The sequence below is a fragment of the Thermoproteus uzoniensis 768-20 genome (genome assembly GCF_000193375.1).
In the GTDB taxonomy this organism is placed as follows: Archaea; Thermoproteota; Thermoprotei; order Thermoproteales; family Thermoproteaceae; genus Thermoproteus; species Thermoproteus uzoniensis_A.
The window spans coordinates 237,130-253,968 of the sequence record NC_015315.1 but is presented as its reverse complement, the minus strand read 5'-3'; the positions used below and the strand labels follow the sequence as shown (position 1 = coordinate 253,968).

Genomic DNA, 16,839 nt, shown 5'->3' with positions numbered 1-16,839 from the left:
TTTAAAACATTACGAGAAAATATACATGAATTCGCCGATAATAGTGAAGCTCTTATCTGGATTGCTCCGGAGCGCGCGATACATATGACCAATTTATCCGCATATGTTCGGTATATATTATTATCGACTTCAGTTTCACTATGGACTGTCGATAAACGGAATGAGACGTATAAATTTCCTTAAATCACGGGATAGAGAACCTTGTGTATTCGGTTAGAAGCCGATGTAGGCCATATATTTTTCCGATGGTTTATTTAATATCGTTAAATACGTCGACTGGTGTTGCCGGCTAGATTAGTAGTCATGTTGAAGGGCTTGACGTTTCTGCTTAGGGGATATAGGGACTTCCTCGAGGGGTATCCTATAGGTGAGATCTCCTTCAGGGCGTTAAAGGGCAAAGATGCCGTATATCCCTTCGGCTTGATAGCGTCATACGGCTCGGCCGTCTTAGGCTCCGGCATCTACGATAAGGGCTGTCCCCGTTTCAAGACGCTCGACTCTGTCGTGTTGATGCCGCCGGCCTTCACGCCTAAGCGACTCGAGAAGGTGGCCGAGCTTCTAAGGGAACCGAGCTTCATGGACGTCAAAACAGACGCCGACTTGGGAGGCTTCCGCTCTTCGTTGCCGGTGGTCGTGGGCTCCATGGGGTCCACCCACATCGCCAGCAAGACTGCTCTCGAGATAGCTCGAGCCGCCGCCAAGTTCGGCGTCGTTTACGGGATAGGCGAAAACGTGGCTACGGTTAGAGGATACTCGGAAAGGCTCACGAAGGGACATCCGTCGTTCAAGGAGAGGTTGCTCACCTACTTGACTAACGTAGATAAGGCTGGCGGCGTGATCGTCCAACAGAGCGTGGAGGACGCATACGACGAGCTGTGGAACAAGGTCTACAGCGATAAGGACGTCGAGCCGTATCTGGAGGAGGGGAAGATAGGCTTCGAGATAAAGATAGGCCAGGGGGCCAAGCCGGGGCTGGGCGGCGTTATAAAAATACCGAGAAGCCAGGCGGAGAGGCTCAGAGCCAAATATAAATTCGACGAGGCCGAGCTGAGGAAGAAATATATAACTAGGTACTCCGTTCCCGGCACCTTCACCGCCGAGATCCTAGCTGGCACTATACGGTTTATGAAAACCGCCTATCCTAGAGCGAGGATATGGATAAAGCTGGGGCCATTCAGGGACGCGCTCGACGTGATCAGAATAGCCGCGGAGGAGGGAGCCGACGCCGTCGTGATAGACGGCAAGGAAGGCGGGACGGGCATGGCCCCCACAGCGGCTATGAAGGACCTCGGCTATCCGACCCTGGTGGGGCTTAAGGCCATCAGAAAGGCGCGGGAGGAGGGCCACAAGATATCGTTGTTGATAGCCGGCAGGCTCTACGACGGAGGCCACGTGGTGAAGAGCCTCGCGTTGGGGGCCTCCGGCACATATATGGCGAGGCCCTTCCTTATAGCCGCGCTAGCCCGCGGCGAGAAGGGCGTTGAGAACTACCTGGAGTCCCTCAAGGTCGAGGTCCAGATGTTGGTGTCGGCCTTGGGCAAATACGACGTGGCCGACGTAGGTCCGGAAGACGTAGCCGCCCTGGACAAGGATGTCGCAGAGATGCTAGGCGTACCATATGTATATAGCTGAACGACGTCCGACCCACCAAGGCGGATCCGCAAAGGCCGCGCGTCTCGACACACGCCAGCCTACTCTCCCGGAAATCGCGCGGCCGGCCTAGCCTAGTTTTTCCAGATTGTCTATAGCCTCGGCGTAGCCGCTGCGCCTCAGCTCGTCTAGATCCCTCTTGTCGTACTTATGTACAACATCGCCTTTCTTCGGGTCGAAGTCCCAAACGGCGACCACGACGTAGTCGCCCGGTTTTAGCCAGAGTCTTTTCCTATATCGTCCGGGTATCCTCGTCACCCGCGTCTCGCCGTCTTGGCAGATGACCTTGACTCTGTTATCGCCGAGGAGCTCCAACACCTTGCACAAGATCTCCCCCTCGCCGGGCACTCTAAACTCCGACACGACAATGCCTAACTGGCTTGCTTATATCTATTGTTGTCTCGACGCTAAGCAAGATCCCAGCACCTTCACTATGGATACGATATAGCCGAGCCCTCTCTGCACGTCGGGGTCTTGGAGGGCTTGGAGGAGGCCGTAAATGCCTACCGGCCTTGACGCGTTGGCGCCCGACACGGCTTTGGAAATACAGGCGATGCCCTCGGTATTCGAGGCCGCCGCAGACGCCGCCGACGCCAGCTCCGCGAACTTCGCGAACTTCTCGGCGAAATCTCTGCTGGTTATTAAATCGGCCGAGAGGGCCTTAGCTGCTGCGATGCCGGCCGCTAGAAGCTCGAACACGCCGGAGTTCCTCAACTCGGATAAGAAGACCACAAGGTCCTTCACGGCGTCTATGTTCTCGAGGAGGACTGCGAGCGCCTCTTGCTTCTGCGGATCGGCAAGGGCCTTGAATATCCGCTCCTCGGAGCTCATGGCATGGCGGGGAGGGCCATTATTTAAGTCATCCCTACGGTTGGCGGCGAAGACGTTAGGAGCAACCCCCGGGTCTGGGGACTCCCGCCACTCTGCACAAGCCCTCGGCGGGGCCCGACGGGAAGAGCCTATACAGGTCCTCGAAGGTCATCCCGAGATCTCTAAGCAGTCTGCTCACCGGCGGGCACTCGCCGTGTTTCTCCCAGTAGGACCTGACGTATTCGACCGCGCGCCAGTGCTCAGCGGTCAGGCTTATGCCCTCTAGATTCTCGGCGATCCATCTGGCCACCTCCCTATCCCAGTCGGAGGGGTTCTCCAGATAGCAGTCCTCGTCCAACTTCACGTCCTTGCCGGCGACCCTATACGTCCCTGGGCACCGCACGTCGGTCATATGTAGTCCCTCGCCGCTATGTCCTGTCCGCATTTCTGTAGGCACTCCTCCCCTATTAATCCTATCAACGCCTCAAAGGCCCTCCTGAAGAACTTGTTGAGGACGGCCCTATTCCTTGCGTTGAGCTCCCCAGCCAAGTACCTCGTATATAGGACATAGGCTGACATGACGGCGTCGTTGACCGGCGTGCCGGGCCTATAGTTCTTCAGAAATATATCGGCGAGCTCCAGAACCTCCTCGTCGGAGAAGTCCTTGAGATTCCACCGGTCGCGGAGCTTGTCGGCCGCCATCCGCGGGCTCAACGCCTCGTATGCCATCAGGGCCAAAATGCCCTTGGGCAATACGTAGTACAGTTTCCTGCCGTTTCCCGGCTCGCAGAAATACGCCACCAGCTCCTCCCGCTCGAAGCTCTCCAGTTTCTTGTAGACGTAGGAGAAGTGCATCCTGTTGTCTACGGCGACTTTATACGCCGTAGTGGGCTCGCTCGTGATTATGCCCAGCAAAATCCTCAGCTCCTTCTCGTCCAGCTTCACGTTCAGCCTTTCCAGGAGGGCGCTCATGCCTCCCTCGACAGGAAGTCGGCAAGCGCCTCGTACGACCTCCTGTACCTATCCACATCTATATCAACAATCCAGGAACAACAGAGGCGGATGCCGGACCACTCGGCCATGTAGACTCTCTCGTCGTATATCCCCATCACCACGTATTTCCTCTCGTCCTCGTAGAGCTCCACGTAGGGAGGCTTCAGGGTCTTGAAGACGCTTTGTTGGATAGTCTGAGGATGCGCGAAGGTTCTCAAGGCGTCCGCCAGGCCGCCTATGTCTAGGCATCTGTATCCGCCCTCTAGCCCCAATACGGCGACAGATCCGCTGAGGAACAGCCCGCTAGATAGCTCGAGATCTAGAGAATTCGGCGAGCAGACATAGCCTCTAGAGCCTACGAGTGCCTGGAGCTTGTCCAGCACGCGTTGGATGGACACAAACACTTGCTCGTCCTCGCACCTCTTTTAAAAGCGTCGCCCGGCGGTTGTCAAGTAGGCGGTGGCGGCGACCTCCCCGACCTCCGCCTTCTGAGGTATACAGCCACGCCCACTATTACTATAAGCAAGGCGGCGGCCAGCGGCCCCACCTCCAGCAGATTTACCGAAGACCTAACAGATATGGGTACCTGGATCGTCTCCACGACGGGCGCCAGAGCCCCCGTCTCGTTCCACTCGAGCACAAGGGTAGCGTAGTAGACCCCGTCGGGGACGTTGCTGGACACGTCTATTAGGTACGTCGTGGTGACGCTTTGGCCCGGATATATATCGCCGAGGAGCCTCATGCTGGACTCTAGGAGATTGGCGGTGGGCGTCGCTGAGCTCGGCGTATGTATCTGGAAGACCTGGTTGGGAGTCCACTGTAACGTGACCATCTTGGCCGGTACGGGGCCCTCGTTGACCACTGTTATGGTCACAACGGCGGTAGACCCAGGCTGGGCGTTGGATACGTTGTAGTACACCTTAAGTTCCGCCTTCGGCAATACGGTCAGCGGAGCGGCGGAAGAGACCTCGCCGCCTATCCAGCTAACAGAGACATTCGCCGTCCACTGGCCGGGCCTCAAGGCGCTCGCGTTTATCAGGAAAGGTATCTGTATTGGCTGTCCAGGCGGCAACACGCCCACATTCACTGTGGAGTTCCCCACGACGGGGACGCCCGAGATAGATATAGAGGCCCCGCGCGCCGGGACGAGCCCGGTGTTGATGACGGACACAACGGCCTTGATATAGGGCACCAGACCGCCGGCGACTACGACAGGAGGCTCCATGGCCACGCCCTGTATGATCACAGCGGCCGGCTCGACGTGCACGTACGAGACGTAGACAGATCCGTCGACGGACACATATACGGGGTAGTCGCCAGGCGCGGCGTTCCCCGGCACCTTCAAGACGCTTGTGAGGGTCACGGGGTTGCCCGACGGCAGGACGGGGAGGTAGTACGACGCGCCCTCCAGTACCGCGAGGGGCGTCGAGATGTTTACAGAGACTCCGCGCATCTCCGCATCGCTTGTGATGACGATGTTGAGGGCAACCACGGCGCCGGGATATGCAGTCGGCGGATTCGCGGCGACGACCACCCCGAAATTCGGCCGCCGCACGTCGACGTGGTATTCGTAGGTGTAGCCGCCTGCAGAGACGGTTAGAGGATATAGGCCCGGGGCCGCGTCCTTGGGCACCTCCACCAGTGCGGTCAGAGTGACGGGCGCCCCCGGCGCCATGCCCGGCAGATTGTAGACGCCGCCCTCCAACACTTCGAGCTTGTCGGAGTTTATGTATACGGTGAGGGGACCTACCGGCTGGTTCGTCGCCAGCGTCACGGTGAGTTGGACTATGGAGCCCGGATAGGCCCAAGGCGGGTTCTGGACGACGTTTATGGCCAAGTTGGGGGCCGGCACGTATAGACTCGCGTTCTCGACGGCACATATATTCGTGTAGTAGCAGATCTCGAAGGAGGCCGTTATGGTGCCGTATCTGTTAATTATAGCCTCAACTGGTATCTGTATCGAGGTCAGCAACGGTAGCTTTATGGGGCGCGAGATGAACGAGATATCGCTTGTGTTGAGCGGCGTCACGGTCACGTTGGTCGGCTGGGCCAGCCCGCCTGCGGAGATAGAGACGAGCAGAGTCGTCGGGAGGCCCGGCACGATGGAGCCCTGCGGTATCAAGCCTACGTTGAAGCTGACCGGCTGGGCTACGGCAACCGTGAAGTTCTTGGAGAAGGAGACAGTGGCGTTGTTGGCCGTATCTAAATACGTCACGTTGAGGACGGCGGTGTAGCTCCCAGGCTGGAGGCCCCTCTCGACGACGGCAGGTATGACGCAGGTCGAATTCGACTCCGGCGGCACGTAGGCGGAGCAGGTCAAAGAGGCGTTGGAGAACTGCGTGAAGGGCCCTCCGACCAACTTAGCAGAGGCCTTGACGACGTCTACGGTGGGGTTTATGAAAAATATTGGTATCTCGACCACCTGGCCGGGCGCCAGAAGGCCCCTCACTACGGGCACCACAAGCGCGTCGTAGCTGAGCGGCGAGACTTGCACGTAGTAGGTAGCGCTCTCGAACTGGAAGTCGTTGATCGGGTTCACCAGGCCCACGGTCACTCCGTAGTTACCTGGCGCCGTCCCGAACGGCACCTTGACCACCGCCGTGAGCGTCACTGGAGTCCCGGGCGCAAGGCCCGCTAGGTGGTAGGAGCCGCCTGTCAATACGGAAAGGTTAGGCGACGTGATGTAGACGTCGAGGGGCCCCACGACGGCGGTAGACGTGAGCACGACGGTGAGTTGTACTACGGTTCCTGGATAGGCCACTGGAGGGTTCTGCAAGACGGTGATGCCTATATAGGGCGGTTGTGCCGGCGGCTGTGGCGTCTTGGAGGGAACTATCTGGGAGTGGGCCAGATAGGCCAAGGCCAGGAAGGCCGCTAGAAGTATTACAAGCCTCTTCATGGCCCTCCAGATATATCGGTATATATAAGCTTTTATCTGCTCAGCCTCCGCGAGACCTTGTCGGAGAAGTCGGACAGGACCTTGGCCAGCTCCTCGAGCCTCGCCCTATCCGTGCTGTCGAGCTCGTCGAAGATCTCGGACAGGAACCTTACCTCCTCCACTATGGAGGCCAGTATATCGACCTTCTCCTCGTCTTGCCGGCGCAGATACGAGAGGAGTTGGTTGAACGCCGGATCCTTCATATAGCTCTCCAACATACGCCTCCCCTCGTCGGTTATCCTGTAGATCTTCTTCCTCTTCTTGCCGACGTACTGCTCCTCGGAGTTTATGTAGCCCTCCTCCTCCAAATACCGGAGCAGCGGGTAGATGGTGCCAGGCGACGGCCTTATCTTCCCGCCGAACGAGCCCTCTATGGCCTTAATTATCTCGTAGCCACTTAGAGGGCCCGAGGATAGTAGGTAGAGAACGATCGCCTTATAGTAGCCGCGCCATTTCGGATACATCGTTTTACAAAGTTTATTCCAGAATAAAAACGTTTAGCTCTAGCCGGCTAAATAGACGTTATATATATGGGCGAATGCTTTTATATAGGCTATATCGATAGGCCATGTGCGGAATTCTCGGCCTTTACTCGCTCGACGGCGTCGAGATCCCGGCCGGCCTAGCTATTAGAGGCCTCGGCGTTATGAGGGAGCGCGGCACGCCACACGGAGCGGGCCTGGCCCTATATAGGCCCTCGGAGAGGCCTAGGATAAAGGCGTTTGTCCGCGCCCCGATTGGCCCAAAATATATAAAGATCTCCGATAATTTATATGATGTTGAACTCGATGAATATACGGAAGTTGATGGATATATATATCTAAATAGTAAGTGGATCGATGTCTATAAGGTGGTCGGGTGGCCTGAGGACGTGGACAAGCTCTACGGCGTCGGCAATCTATCGAGCAGGGCGTGGATCGGCCACACCAGATACCCCACGAACAGTCCGGGGCGGTTGCCCTACTATTCCCATCCATTCACGGCAGGCGATGTGGCCATAGTCCACAACGGCGACTTGAGCAGCTACGGCGCCAACGTCAACTTCATAAAGTATAGGGCTCACGCCAAGTTCACCGGAAACGACAGCGAGGCCATAGCATATCTCCTGTCATTTCTGGCTAAGGAGCTCGGCGTCGAGGAGGCCGTGAAGGAGCTGATGTACGGCAGACGCTATAGGTGGGCCCGGCTCGACGGGCCCTATGCCGTGGCCTTCATAGTAGGAGGCCCGAGGCCCATATTCGGCGCCTTCGTCGACACGCAACATTTCCGCCCGCTATACGTCGGCGTTTCCGGCTCCTTGCTACTCGTGGCTTCTGAGGCGGCGGCGATAAAGGCGGTGGCGCCGAGGGCCAACGTATGGGCCTTGAGAGGCGGCGAGTACATAATTGCGGAGGGCGATGAGGTGTACGGAAACTACAGGAAGAGGTACGTCTATTCCGAGCTACCTCCCGAGCCGCCAGACGCCATAGACGCGAGCCTCTACGACGCCGTGTCCCTCGCGCGCGTCGTCAGGGAAGAGCTCGCCGGGCGGGGACAGGTGGACGTGGTCAACGTCAACGGCCATAGATATCTGGGCAACGGGATGTCCTCGGGCTATTTGAGGCTCTGGGGCGTGGTGGGGAACGCCTCTGCCAACGTGATGTCGGGGGGCCGGCTCGACGTGTACGGCGACGTGCAAGACGACTTCGGCGACGCGATGAACGGAGGGACGGCGGTAATCTACGGCAATGCGGGGGATGCCCTGGGCCAGGCTAAGAGAGGCGGTGAGATATACGTATACGGCGACGCGGGGACCAGGGCGGCTATCCAGCATAGGGGAGGAGTGCTGATCATCGGCGGCTCCGCCGGCAAATATCTGGGCGAATACATGGGCGGTGGCACAGTGGTCGTCCTGCGCGCGACTAACGACGAGGAGGTAGGCGACATGATAGCTAGAGGCATGGTGGGCGGCGAGCTCTATATAAGAGGCGAGGTCCCGAGGGAATACGTGGAGGGCGTGGATAGGAGATCGGTGGAGAGGTACGCCAGATCGTTGCTCCTCGACGGGATCATAGACGGCGACAAGTACGCCCGGCTGGTCGAGGAGTCTGGAGGCCTCTTAGTGGAGCAGAGGGAGCTCTCCGAGGAGGAAATAGCAAAGTTGGCCCCCTACATAGCTAGGTTCAATTCGCTATTTAATAAAAATATCAAACTCAGTAGAGAGATTTTTACAATTATAAAGCCTAAAGCTTAAACCTTACAGCGGCTCTGTCTATCGCCTCGAATATGGTCGGGTGTGCGTGGGCCAGTAGCGCTAGGTCCTTCACCCTCGCGTTGACCGCCACGGCGAGCGCAATCTCGTTTATGACCAACGAGGCCGCCTCGCCCACGACCTCCCCGCCGATTATCCTCTGGGAATCCCTTTCTATTATCAGCTTGACGTACCCCTCCCGGGCCTTGTAGATCTGGGCGTGGGCGTCGTCCTCGAGCGGGTACCTCACCGTGGTGTAGGGTATCCCCTTGGCCCTGGCCGCCTCCTCGTTTAGGCCTACCATGGCCGCCTCGGGCTCGCTGAACAAGGTTATCGGTATCGTGTTGAAGTTAACCTCGTATATGGGATGCCCGTGGAGGATGTTCCACGCGGCTATAGTGGACTCCTTGACCGCCGCGTGGAACAACATGTACTGCCCGGTGACGTCGCCGGCCGCGTAGACGTTGGGCTTCTTAGTCCTCATGGTAGAGTCGACTACAACCCTGCCGCGCTCGACTATGCCCAAGACGTCTAGGCCGTCGACGAACGGCTTTCTGCCCACCGCCATTATGACCTCCTCGCCCTTGACATACCCCTTCCCGTTCTGGGACTCGAACTCGACCACCTTCTCCCCGCCGTCTTGCCTAATGGCGGTGACCTTGGAGTTTGTCAGCACGTCGACTCCGAGCCTCCTCAAGCTGTTCTCTACGTGCGAGACCACCTCGCCGCCCCATCCGCTTAAGATGCGCGGCAACATCTCCACTATGGTTGCCTTGACGCCCATGCGCGCCAGCATGAAGGCGACCTCCACGCCGATATATCCGCCGCCTACAATCACCGCACTCTTCGGGAGTTTCCTGTACTTCGTCTTGTACCCGAACAGCTCCATGCTGCCTATGGCGAGCTCGGCGCCAGGTATGGGCAACTTGATAGGGATGGAGCCCGTCGCTACGTGTAGCCATTTCGCCTCGACCTCCTTGGTCCAGTCGTCGCCGCGGATCTTCACCCTATGTTCGTCCACAACCGTGGCTATGCCTTTGACAAGCTCGAGGCCCGGGTGTTCCTTGACCTCCCTTATATGCTGTATATAGCGCACTTCCTGGACCCAGTCCTTGTGGTCTATCAAGTTTTCCCAAGCCAGCCTTACCTTCTCCACGTCGTTGTTGCCCACTGACAGGAGTATCTCCCTAAGCGTGTGGAGTAGGTGTATGCCGGCCCTAACGGATTTGCTGGGTATACACCCCTCGTAGAGGCAAGAGCCGCCGAGGTTCCCCTTGTCGTCGACTATTAAGACGTTCAGGCCGCCCTTGCTCAGCTCGAAGGCGCCGTGGTAGCCGCCTCCGCCTGCGCCTATTATAACCACGTCGTATCTATCGCGTTTGGGTTCCCGCAGAAACTCGGGATCTGTAGGCGGGAATATGGGGTATTTTCCGAGCTCCATCACTGTCAAAATATTGACGTTATTTCAAAATGTTTTTCAGCAATAGACGAAATATATGAAAGACATAAAGTGTAGAGAAAATTTCAATTAACTCTATGAAAATATAAATAATATCAAATAATAAATATAAAAATAATTTAAACTATAACGCACATCATGTATATAAATATAAATATATATTTGTAAAGAGGATTTAAACGTCGACGTGCAATAGCCGGGACGCCAATATAATGCTTATATACTCAATAGGGATGCTATATAGTGCGTGGCGTGAATATATACTTGCGTCCCGCCGTCCATAAGATCCCGGAGTTTTGGGGACCCGACCGCGTGGAGTACGTACGCCGCTCTGCCGTAGAGGGAATGCCGCCATATGCCTTGGAGGAGTCGCCGAGCAAGATAGGGAGGTTGCTCGATAGGATGGTCTTCAAGGACTTGAGGCCTCGGGAGGTCAACGACTTGCTCAAACACGCCGACAAGCTAGACGTAGATGTCGGCGTTGATTTCTTCGGCACGAGGCTGTCGGCGCCGATATATCTCGGCGATATGTCCTTCGGAGCGCTTAGCGGCAACCCCAACATAGCCATAGCCAAGGCGGCCACCGAGGAGGGGGTGGTGGCCGGCATAGGCGAGGGCGGGCTCCATCCCGAGGTGGCGAAGTACAGGAACATAGTCGTCCAGTGGGCGTCGGCGCGTTTCGGCATGGACATGGATCTGTTGAGGGCGGGGCTGGCCGTCAACATAAAGATAGGCCAGGGCGCCAAGCCCGGCATCGGAGGCCACCTCCCCGGGAGGAAGGTCACCAAGATAATAGCCGAGCTCCGGAAGATACCGGAGGGGAGCGACGCCCTATCGCCGGCGCCGCACCACGACATATATTCCATAGAGGATCTAGCCCAGCGGGTCAAGGCGTTGAGGGACTTGACGGGCAAGCCTGTGTTAGTCAAGGTGGCCGCGGTGAACAAGATCATGTACGTGGCGGTCGGGGTGGCGAGGTCCACTGCCGAGGGCATAATAATAGACGGGGCGGGGGCGGGCACCGGCGCGACCCCCATATCGGTGAGGAACCACCTAGGGATACCCGTAGACTACGCCGTGCCTGTCGTGGATAGGTGGCTGAAGGACAACGGGGTTAGGGACGGCTTCCTCGTTGTGGCTGGCGGGATGCTCTACAGCGCGTCCGACATAGCGAAGCTGATAGCGCTGGGCGCCGATATGGCCAACATAGGGACCGCCGCGTTGTTGTCCTTCGGCTGTATAATGTGCCATTCTTGCCACACCGGAGGATGCCCTACATCTCTAACGAACATGATCGGCGCGCGGCCCGACCTAGACATCGAGTGGGCCTCCGCGGCTCTGCGCAGGTACCTCTCCGCGCTTAGGCTAGGCTTGAAGGCCATACTCTACTCGCTCGGCATGGACAGCTTGAAGGAGCTAGTGGGGCGGAGAGATCTCCTCGGGCTGTATTACGTCGACGAGCTGGTGGCGAACACTGTCGGGGTCGACCTAATCGCCGAGGGCGAGGTGGCCTATTACCAGGACTACGTGCCGCAGTTGCCCAGGGAGATGTACGAGGAGGGCAGAGCGCCTATCACGGGCATGGGCGGTATAGTGCCCGGCTACACGTACCCCGCGAGGAGGCCCCTGGACCTCTTGAGGATAGAGGCGGCTCAGGTGACGCACCCGTCCGTGGATCCGTATAGGGAAGAGGTAGACGTGCGCGTGCTGCTGGCGGGCGTCGAGTTAGACACGCCGGTGGTGGTTCCAGCCCTGGAGCGGGCGGCCGTCATGGCAGGATACGGCCTCGGCGCGCTCATCGACGGAGACGGCTGTCCGGAGCCCCAGTACTGCCTCTCCCGCCTGCCGCACCGCAGAGTCGCGCCGTCAAGAGACCTCGAGCCTGAGGATGGCGTCATCGTTATCGACGAGGCTTTAGGAGGCGACGCGTGGCTTGAGGAGGCCGTGGCCGCGCTGGACGAGAAGGCGAGGCGTGCGGGCATGAGGGAGAGGATGGTGGTGATCGCGGCCGGCCGCCTCTTCAGCGGCTCAGACGTCTATAAGCTCGCAGCGTTGGGCGCGGATCTGGTGGAGCCCCGCGAGCCCTTCGAGCTACTTGCGAGGCGGCCCGCGCCTGACTACGCCACCAAGAGGCGTTGGTACGAGAACACAATAATGGCGCTCACTAAGGAGCTCAAGCTGGCCATGGGAGCCGGCGGGGTGACCAGCTACTTCCACATGGTAGGGAATAGAGATTTGTTGAGGTCCCTAGACGGCCGGGTAGCTACAAAGCTAAACGTCCCCGTAGCGGGTAGCTAATCCCTCCGAGAACATCAGTACTAAATACATTATATCGCGGGTACTTTGAATACAATGAACTATATAGGCCAAGATAGTCGCGTAGATCTACGAGTAAAGTTTATATACCGAGTGGGCATGTCGCCTATGCCGGAAGGGCTAAGCGTCTGGAGAACGCTAAAAGGCGCCGGGGTTAAGTACGTCAAGTTCGTTATAGTCGACATATTCGGCAGGCCGAAGCTCGAGATCTTGCCAATAGACGCTGCGCGCGACGCCTTCATCGACGGCATAGCGTACGACGGCTCCTCCATACCGGCGTATACGACCGTCAACAAGAGCGACTTCGTGGCTGAGGTCGACGCAGACGCCGTCTATATAGAGACGTGGAACGGAGGCAAGACGGCGCTGGCGTTCACGAGCACGTTGGACGGAGACAAGCCGCATCCGATGGACCCGCGCAACGCCCTTAAGCAGACTGTCGAGTACCTCAAGTCCAGGGGATACGAGGCCAAGATGGGCGCCGAGGTCGAGTTCTTCCTTGTGAGGGGCAACCCGCCGTCCCTTGTCGACAGCGGGGCCTATTTCGAGGGCTATCCGTTGAAGGAGACGATGCCTGTCATGGAGGAGATAATAGAGCACTTCTATCTGTCGGGCATAGGGCTGACCAAGACGCACCACGAGGTGGCGCCTAGCCAGTTCGAGGTGAACATACCGGCAGGCGACCCGGTCCAGGTGGCCGACCAGATACTCGTGTACAAGATACTCGCCAAGTCGGTCGCGCAGAAGTACGGCCTGATCGCCACGTTTATGCCTAAGCCGTTCTGGGGCGTCAATGGCTCCGGCATGCATATACACGTGAGCTTCTGGCGCGACGGCGTCAACCTCTTCGCGTCGTATAAGGAGCCCACGCCGGAGCTCAAGTCGGCGATAGCCGGCGTGCTCAACAACGCGTTGGCCAACAGCGTCTTCGTGGCCCCGATCGTGAACAGCTACAAACGCCTCGTGCCGCACCACGAGGCCCCTACCCGCGTCGTCTGGGGGCTCGGCAACCGCTCGGCGATGGTCAGAGTGCCGTATTACGGGAAGAAGATAAATAGGTTCGAGTACCGCCACCCCGATCCCTCCGCAAACCCCTACCTCGGCTTCTCAGCGATACTGCTAGCCGCCTTTGAGGGCCTCGACAAGAAGCTCGAGCCGCCGAGCCCGGTCGAGGACATCGCGTACGACCTCGAGGGCGTCAAGGAGACCCCCAAGCACCTCGGCGAGGCGGTCAAGCTGGCGTCGGAGGGCGTCGCGGCCAAGACCCTGCCGCAACAGCTAGTCAAGGCATACCTCGCGCTCAAGGAGAAGGAGTGGAGCGACTATCTGGCAAGCGTTTCCGAGGGGTGGGACAAGACTTGGAACGTGATAACCCGGTGGGAGTACGACCAGTACCTAGAAACCGCCTGATGTGTAGAATACTACTGCTTTTTGGGGATCCTCGGCCAGATCTTTTCAGATCTTTTATCGAGATCTCGAGAAGGGACAGGACGGCGGGTTTAAGCCACGGATCTGGCTGGGGCGTCCTCTACGCCAGGGAGGGGGAGTACGGGCTATATAAGTCCACTAGACCCATATGGGAATCATATATAGATCCGCCTAGTGGATATAAACTATATTTATTCCACTCCCGTCTGGCCTCCGTCGGCGGGGTGTCGCCGGCCAATACCCACCCCATAGTCTACGGAAACTTCGCCATAGCCCACAACGGCACTATAATGAAAGACAAATTCTCGGAAGAGTTGAGGAAGAGGGGGATAGACGTGAGGACTGGAGGCGCGACGGACAGCGAGCTGTTCCTCAAGGCCTTCGTGGACATGGGCGGAGACCTAGACGCTCTGAGGGAGGTTTCCGAGATAGCCGTACATTTCCTAGATCCCGAGGAGCCCATGATGAACATAGCTCTAGTAAACCTGGAGAGGCTCGAGGCGTATTTCCTGACATATAGGTTGCGGGAGGATCCGCATTTTGTGCCGGTGGTGCTGGACGGGCCGCAGACGGCGGTGGCGTCCGAGCCGCTGGACGGCGGGGCGTGGAGGCCCTTGGGAAACGGCGTGTTGGCGATCGCGTCAGGCGGGGCCGTTGAGGAAGTAAAGTTTTTGATAGAGAGAGGTTAGCGGAGACGTGATAGAGTATGTAAGGAGGGCTCTGGCTATCGACTGCGAGGCCGTCTCCAGATACCTCGTGGAGAGGTTGCGGGAATACTTCGAGGAGAGCGGCGCCGCTGGAGGCGTCTTGGGCCTCAGCGGGGGCATAGACTCGTCTGTGGTGGCGGTTCTCTTGGCCAGGGCCACGGACAACTTCTTCTTCCTCTTGATGCCCTCCTCCTCGACCCCGCCTAGGGATATAGAAGACGCTATGAAGATAATCAAGCTGACTAGGGCCGAGGGGAAATACGCCGTGGTGCCCATAGACGAGCACGTCAAGGCCCTAGCCGACGCTGTCGGCGTCGCCGATAAGAAGATAGTGGGCAATATAAAGGCGAGGGTCAGAATGGTTCTGCTCTACGCATATGCCCAAAAGCTCGGCTACCTCGTGGTCGGCACCGGCGACAAGAGCGAGTTGATGTTGGGCTACTTCACTAAGTACGGCGACGGCGGCGTCGACATACTCCCTATAGGGGATCTATACAAGACGCAGGTGAGGCAGTTGGGCAGATGCCTAGGCGTGCCCGAGGAGATAGTGGCCAAGCCGCCCTCGCCCGCCCTCTGGGAGGGGCAAACGGCCGAGGGGGAGCTCGGAATCGACTACGAGACGATAGACTCCGTCCTGTACCTGCGCTACGAGGAGATGAGGACGCGGGAGGAGATAGCGGCCATGTTGGGCATCGACGTCTCGGTCGTCGACAAGATAGACTCCTTGGTGAGGAGGAGCCAGCACAAGAGGTTGCCGCCGGAGATCTTCAGGTTGAGCGGGAGGGCCATCGGATCCGACTGGAGATATCCCAGGAGGTACTGGAACGTGAGGCCATGGGTTTGAGGATAGAGCTGGCCCAGATAAGGCCGTTTCTAGGCGACGTCGAGCGCAATCTCATAAAACACAAGGAGATCGTCGAGACGAGCGATAGCGACTGCGTTGTGTTCCCGGAACTCTCGTTGACGGGCTATGTGCTCAAGGACCTCGCCTTCGAGCTCTTCCGGCACAGCGAGAAGGCCGTGGAGAAGCTGGCCGACGCGGCTGGGGGCAAGTGTGTGGTGGCCGGCGCCATAAAGGAGGTGAGGCCCGGCGTCTTGAGGAACTCGGCGGCCGTTATAATAAACGGGGAGATCAACTACGTCTACAAGTTTTATCTCCCCACCTACGGACTTTTCGAGGAGAGGAGGTATTTCCAACGCGGCGATCCTCTGAAGGACCTCAAGGTGTTCCAACACGCAGGCGTGAAGTTCGGGGTTATCATATGCGAGGACGCCTGGCATCCGGAGCCGGCCGAGGCATTGGCGTTGATGGGGGCCGACTTGATACTGGTCCCCGCGGCGTCGCCCATGCGCAGGCTCGGCAAGGACTTGGCAATACAAGAGAGCTGGGAGGCGTTGCTGAAGGCGCACGCCTTGATGAACACGGTGTGGATGGCCTTCGTCAACACAGTCGGGAGCCAGGAGGAGGAGTTCTTCTGGGGCGGATCCATGGTCGTGTCGCCTCTCGGCGAGGTGAAGCTGAGGCTCAAGATCTTCGAGGAGGACAGAGCTGTCTACGCCCTCGATATGGACGAGCTGAGGAGGGCGAGGTTCTTCAGCAGCTTCAGAGACCACATATCGTCGTTCCACAAAATTCTGGCAGAGCTCTGACCGAGCATCCAATAATCAAATATCGCAAGCTGGCCTTTACGCGTATCAAGCAGGAGAGATATTTTTAATTAGCACAAGAGGTACGTGGGTGCGGTTTATCCGTTATTGATCTTGCTGGGCGCGGCCATGATATTGGGAGGCGCGGCGGCTGTTTTCGTGAACTACAACGCCTTGGCGATTTCGCTGGCAGGCGCCTGCGTCCTGGTTGCGGGCCTACTTTATAGAGCCCGCGATGCTTCCGGGCGGTTGTGGGCCACCGCGTTGATCTCGGCCGCGTCGACAGGCGTCGCCGCGGCGTCCTTTGCGGCCATCGCCGTATGGGCCGAAGTGTTGAGCTGGATTACGTACAAGGCGTTGATCGCCTCTTTAGCCGTCTGCGCGCTCGCGGCGTTGCCCGGCTACGTGGCTGTTGCAGTCGAACTATTGGGGAAGAGAGGCGCAATCGCGAAGACGGCCGCCGCTCTGCTTCTGGCAGTGGCGGCTCTAGCCTTTCTGATAGCCCTCGCGGCTATATCGACGCTTTTCCCGGTGGTCGCAGAGCCCGTCTAGCTAAAAGCCTATAAGTGCGGAGATCTACGCGGGCGGCGGCCGGCGCCGGCCCCGGCCTTTCATCGACGAGGGGTCCGGGATGCGGCTTTATATAACCTGCGGTTTTTCC

The 16,839-nt window shown here is 58.2% G+C and carries 16 protein-coding genes; 8 read left to right on the top strand and 8 right to left on the bottom strand.

Annotated elements, in window-relative coordinates; genetic code table 11:
* Positions 1 to 279 precede the first annotated feature (279 nt).
* Complete coding sequence (locus tag TUZN_RS01310) at positions 280 to 1,632, top strand: glutamate synthase-related protein (protein WP_013679113.1); 1,353 nt, start codon at positions 280 to 282, stop codon at positions 1,630 to 1,632.
* Positions 1,633 to 1,719: 87 nt separating this feature from the next.
* Here the strand turns inward: TUZN_RS01310 and TUZN_RS01305 are convergent, their stop codons facing one another.
* Genes TUZN_RS01305 through TUZN_RS01275 form a run of 7 tightly spaced genes read right to left on the bottom strand, consistent with a single transcriptional unit; the run spans position 1,720 to position 6,855 of the window.
* Positions 1,720 to 2,013, bottom strand: a complete 294-nt coding sequence (locus TUZN_RS01305) for a translation initiation factor aIF-1A (RefSeq protein WP_013679112.1) — start codon at positions 2,011 to 2,013, stop codon at positions 1,720 to 1,722.
* Between the two features lie 27 nt (positions 2,014 to 2,040).
* Positions 2,041 to 2,481: a helical membrane plugin domain-containing protein gene (locus tag TUZN_RS01300; protein WP_013679111.1), complete on the bottom strand. Its 441-nt coding sequence runs from the start codon at positions 2,479 to 2,481 to the stop codon at positions 2,041 to 2,043.
* Positions 2,482 to 2,536: 55 nt separating this feature from the next.
* Entirely contained in the window at positions 2,537 to 2,905 is a 369-nt protein-coding gene (locus TUZN_RS01295) for a TusE/DsrC/DsvC family sulfur relay protein (RefSeq protein ID WP_237698246.1), read from the bottom strand.
* Positions 2,869 to 3,432 (bottom strand): hypothetical protein, encoded by a 564-nt coding sequence (locus tag TUZN_RS01290; RefSeq protein WP_013679109.1) that lies wholly within the window; start codon positions 3,430 to 3,432, stop codon positions 2,869 to 2,871. The genes TUZN_RS01295 and TUZN_RS01290 overlap by 37 nt, the downstream gene beginning before the upstream one ends.
* Positions 3,429 to 3,857, bottom strand: a complete 429-nt coding sequence (locus TUZN_RS01285) for a hypothetical protein (RefSeq protein ID WP_148678547.1) — start codon at positions 3,855 to 3,857, stop codon at positions 3,429 to 3,431. The genes TUZN_RS01290 and TUZN_RS01285 overlap by 4 nt, the downstream gene beginning before the upstream one ends.
* A gap of 44 nt (positions 3,858 to 3,901) precedes the next feature.
* On the bottom strand, positions 3,902 to 6,352 hold the full coding sequence (locus tag TUZN_RS01280) for a COG1361 S-layer family protein (RefSeq protein WP_013679107.1): 2,451 nt from the start codon (positions 6,350 to 6,352) through the stop codon (positions 3,902 to 3,904).
* A gap of 32 nt (positions 6,353 to 6,384) precedes the next feature.
* Positions 6,385 to 6,855, bottom strand: a complete 471-nt coding sequence (locus TUZN_RS01275) for a PadR family transcriptional regulator (protein WP_013679106.1) — start codon at positions 6,853 to 6,855, stop codon at positions 6,385 to 6,387.
* A gap of 104 nt (positions 6,856 to 6,959) precedes the next feature.
* Between TUZN_RS01275 and TUZN_RS01270 the strand changes: the two genes are divergently transcribed.
* Positions 6,960 to 8,624: a GltB/FmdC/FwdC-like GXGXG domain-containing protein gene (locus TUZN_RS01270; RefSeq protein ID WP_013679105.1), complete on the top strand. Its 1,665-nt coding sequence runs from the start codon at positions 6,960 to 6,962 to the stop codon at positions 8,622 to 8,624.
* Here TUZN_RS01270 and TUZN_RS01265 read toward each other — a convergent pair.
* The gene (locus tag TUZN_RS01265; protein ID WP_013679104.1) at positions 8,614 to 10,062 is read right to left on the bottom strand and encodes a dihydrolipoyl dehydrogenase; all 1,449 of its coding nucleotides are present in this window, start codon (positions 10,060 to 10,062) and stop codon (positions 8,614 to 8,616) included. The two genes, TUZN_RS01270 and TUZN_RS01265, sit on opposite strands and share 11 nt — an antisense overlap.
* Positions 10,063 to 10,323: 261 nt before the next feature.
* On the opposite strand from TUZN_RS01265, the gene TUZN_RS01260 reads away from it, so the two are divergent.
* From TUZN_RS01260 to TUZN_RS01235, 6 genes are all read left to right on the top strand, one after another.
* On the top strand, positions 10,324 to 12,378 hold the full coding sequence (locus TUZN_RS01260; protein WP_052885999.1) for a glutamate synthase-related protein: 2,055 nt from the start codon (positions 10,324 to 10,326) through the stop codon (positions 12,376 to 12,378).
* 126 nt (positions 12,379 to 12,504) lie between these two features.
* Complete coding sequence (locus TUZN_RS01255) at positions 12,505 to 13,806, top strand: glutamine synthetase family protein (RefSeq protein WP_052885998.1); 1,302 nt, start codon at positions 12,505 to 12,507, stop codon at positions 13,804 to 13,806.
* Complete coding sequence (locus TUZN_RS01250) at positions 13,806 to 14,513, top strand: class II glutamine amidotransferase (protein WP_013679101.1); 708 nt, start codon at positions 13,806 to 13,808, stop codon at positions 14,511 to 14,513. Before TUZN_RS01255 ends, TUZN_RS01250 begins: the two co-directional genes overlap by 1 nt.
* A 7-nt stretch (positions 14,514 to 14,520) precedes the next feature.
* Positions 14,521 to 15,375: an NAD+ synthase gene (locus TUZN_RS01245; RefSeq protein WP_013679100.1), complete on the top strand. Its 855-nt coding sequence runs from the start codon at positions 14,521 to 14,523 to the stop codon at positions 15,373 to 15,375.
* Positions 15,366 to 16,181, top strand: coding sequence for a nitrilase-related carbon-nitrogen hydrolase (locus tag TUZN_RS01240; protein WP_013679099.1), 816 nt, complete (start codon positions 15,366 to 15,368; stop codon positions 16,179 to 16,181). The genes TUZN_RS01245 and TUZN_RS01240 overlap by 10 nt, the downstream gene beginning before the upstream one ends.
* Positions 16,182 to 16,265: 84 nt before the next feature.
* Positions 16,266 to 16,730 carry a hypothetical protein gene (locus TUZN_RS01235; RefSeq protein WP_052885997.1) on the top strand — a complete coding sequence of 155 codons (465 nt, stop codon included), beginning with the start codon at positions 16,266 to 16,268 and terminating at the stop codon, positions 16,728 to 16,730.
* Positions 16,731 to 16,839: the final 109 nt, after the last annotated feature.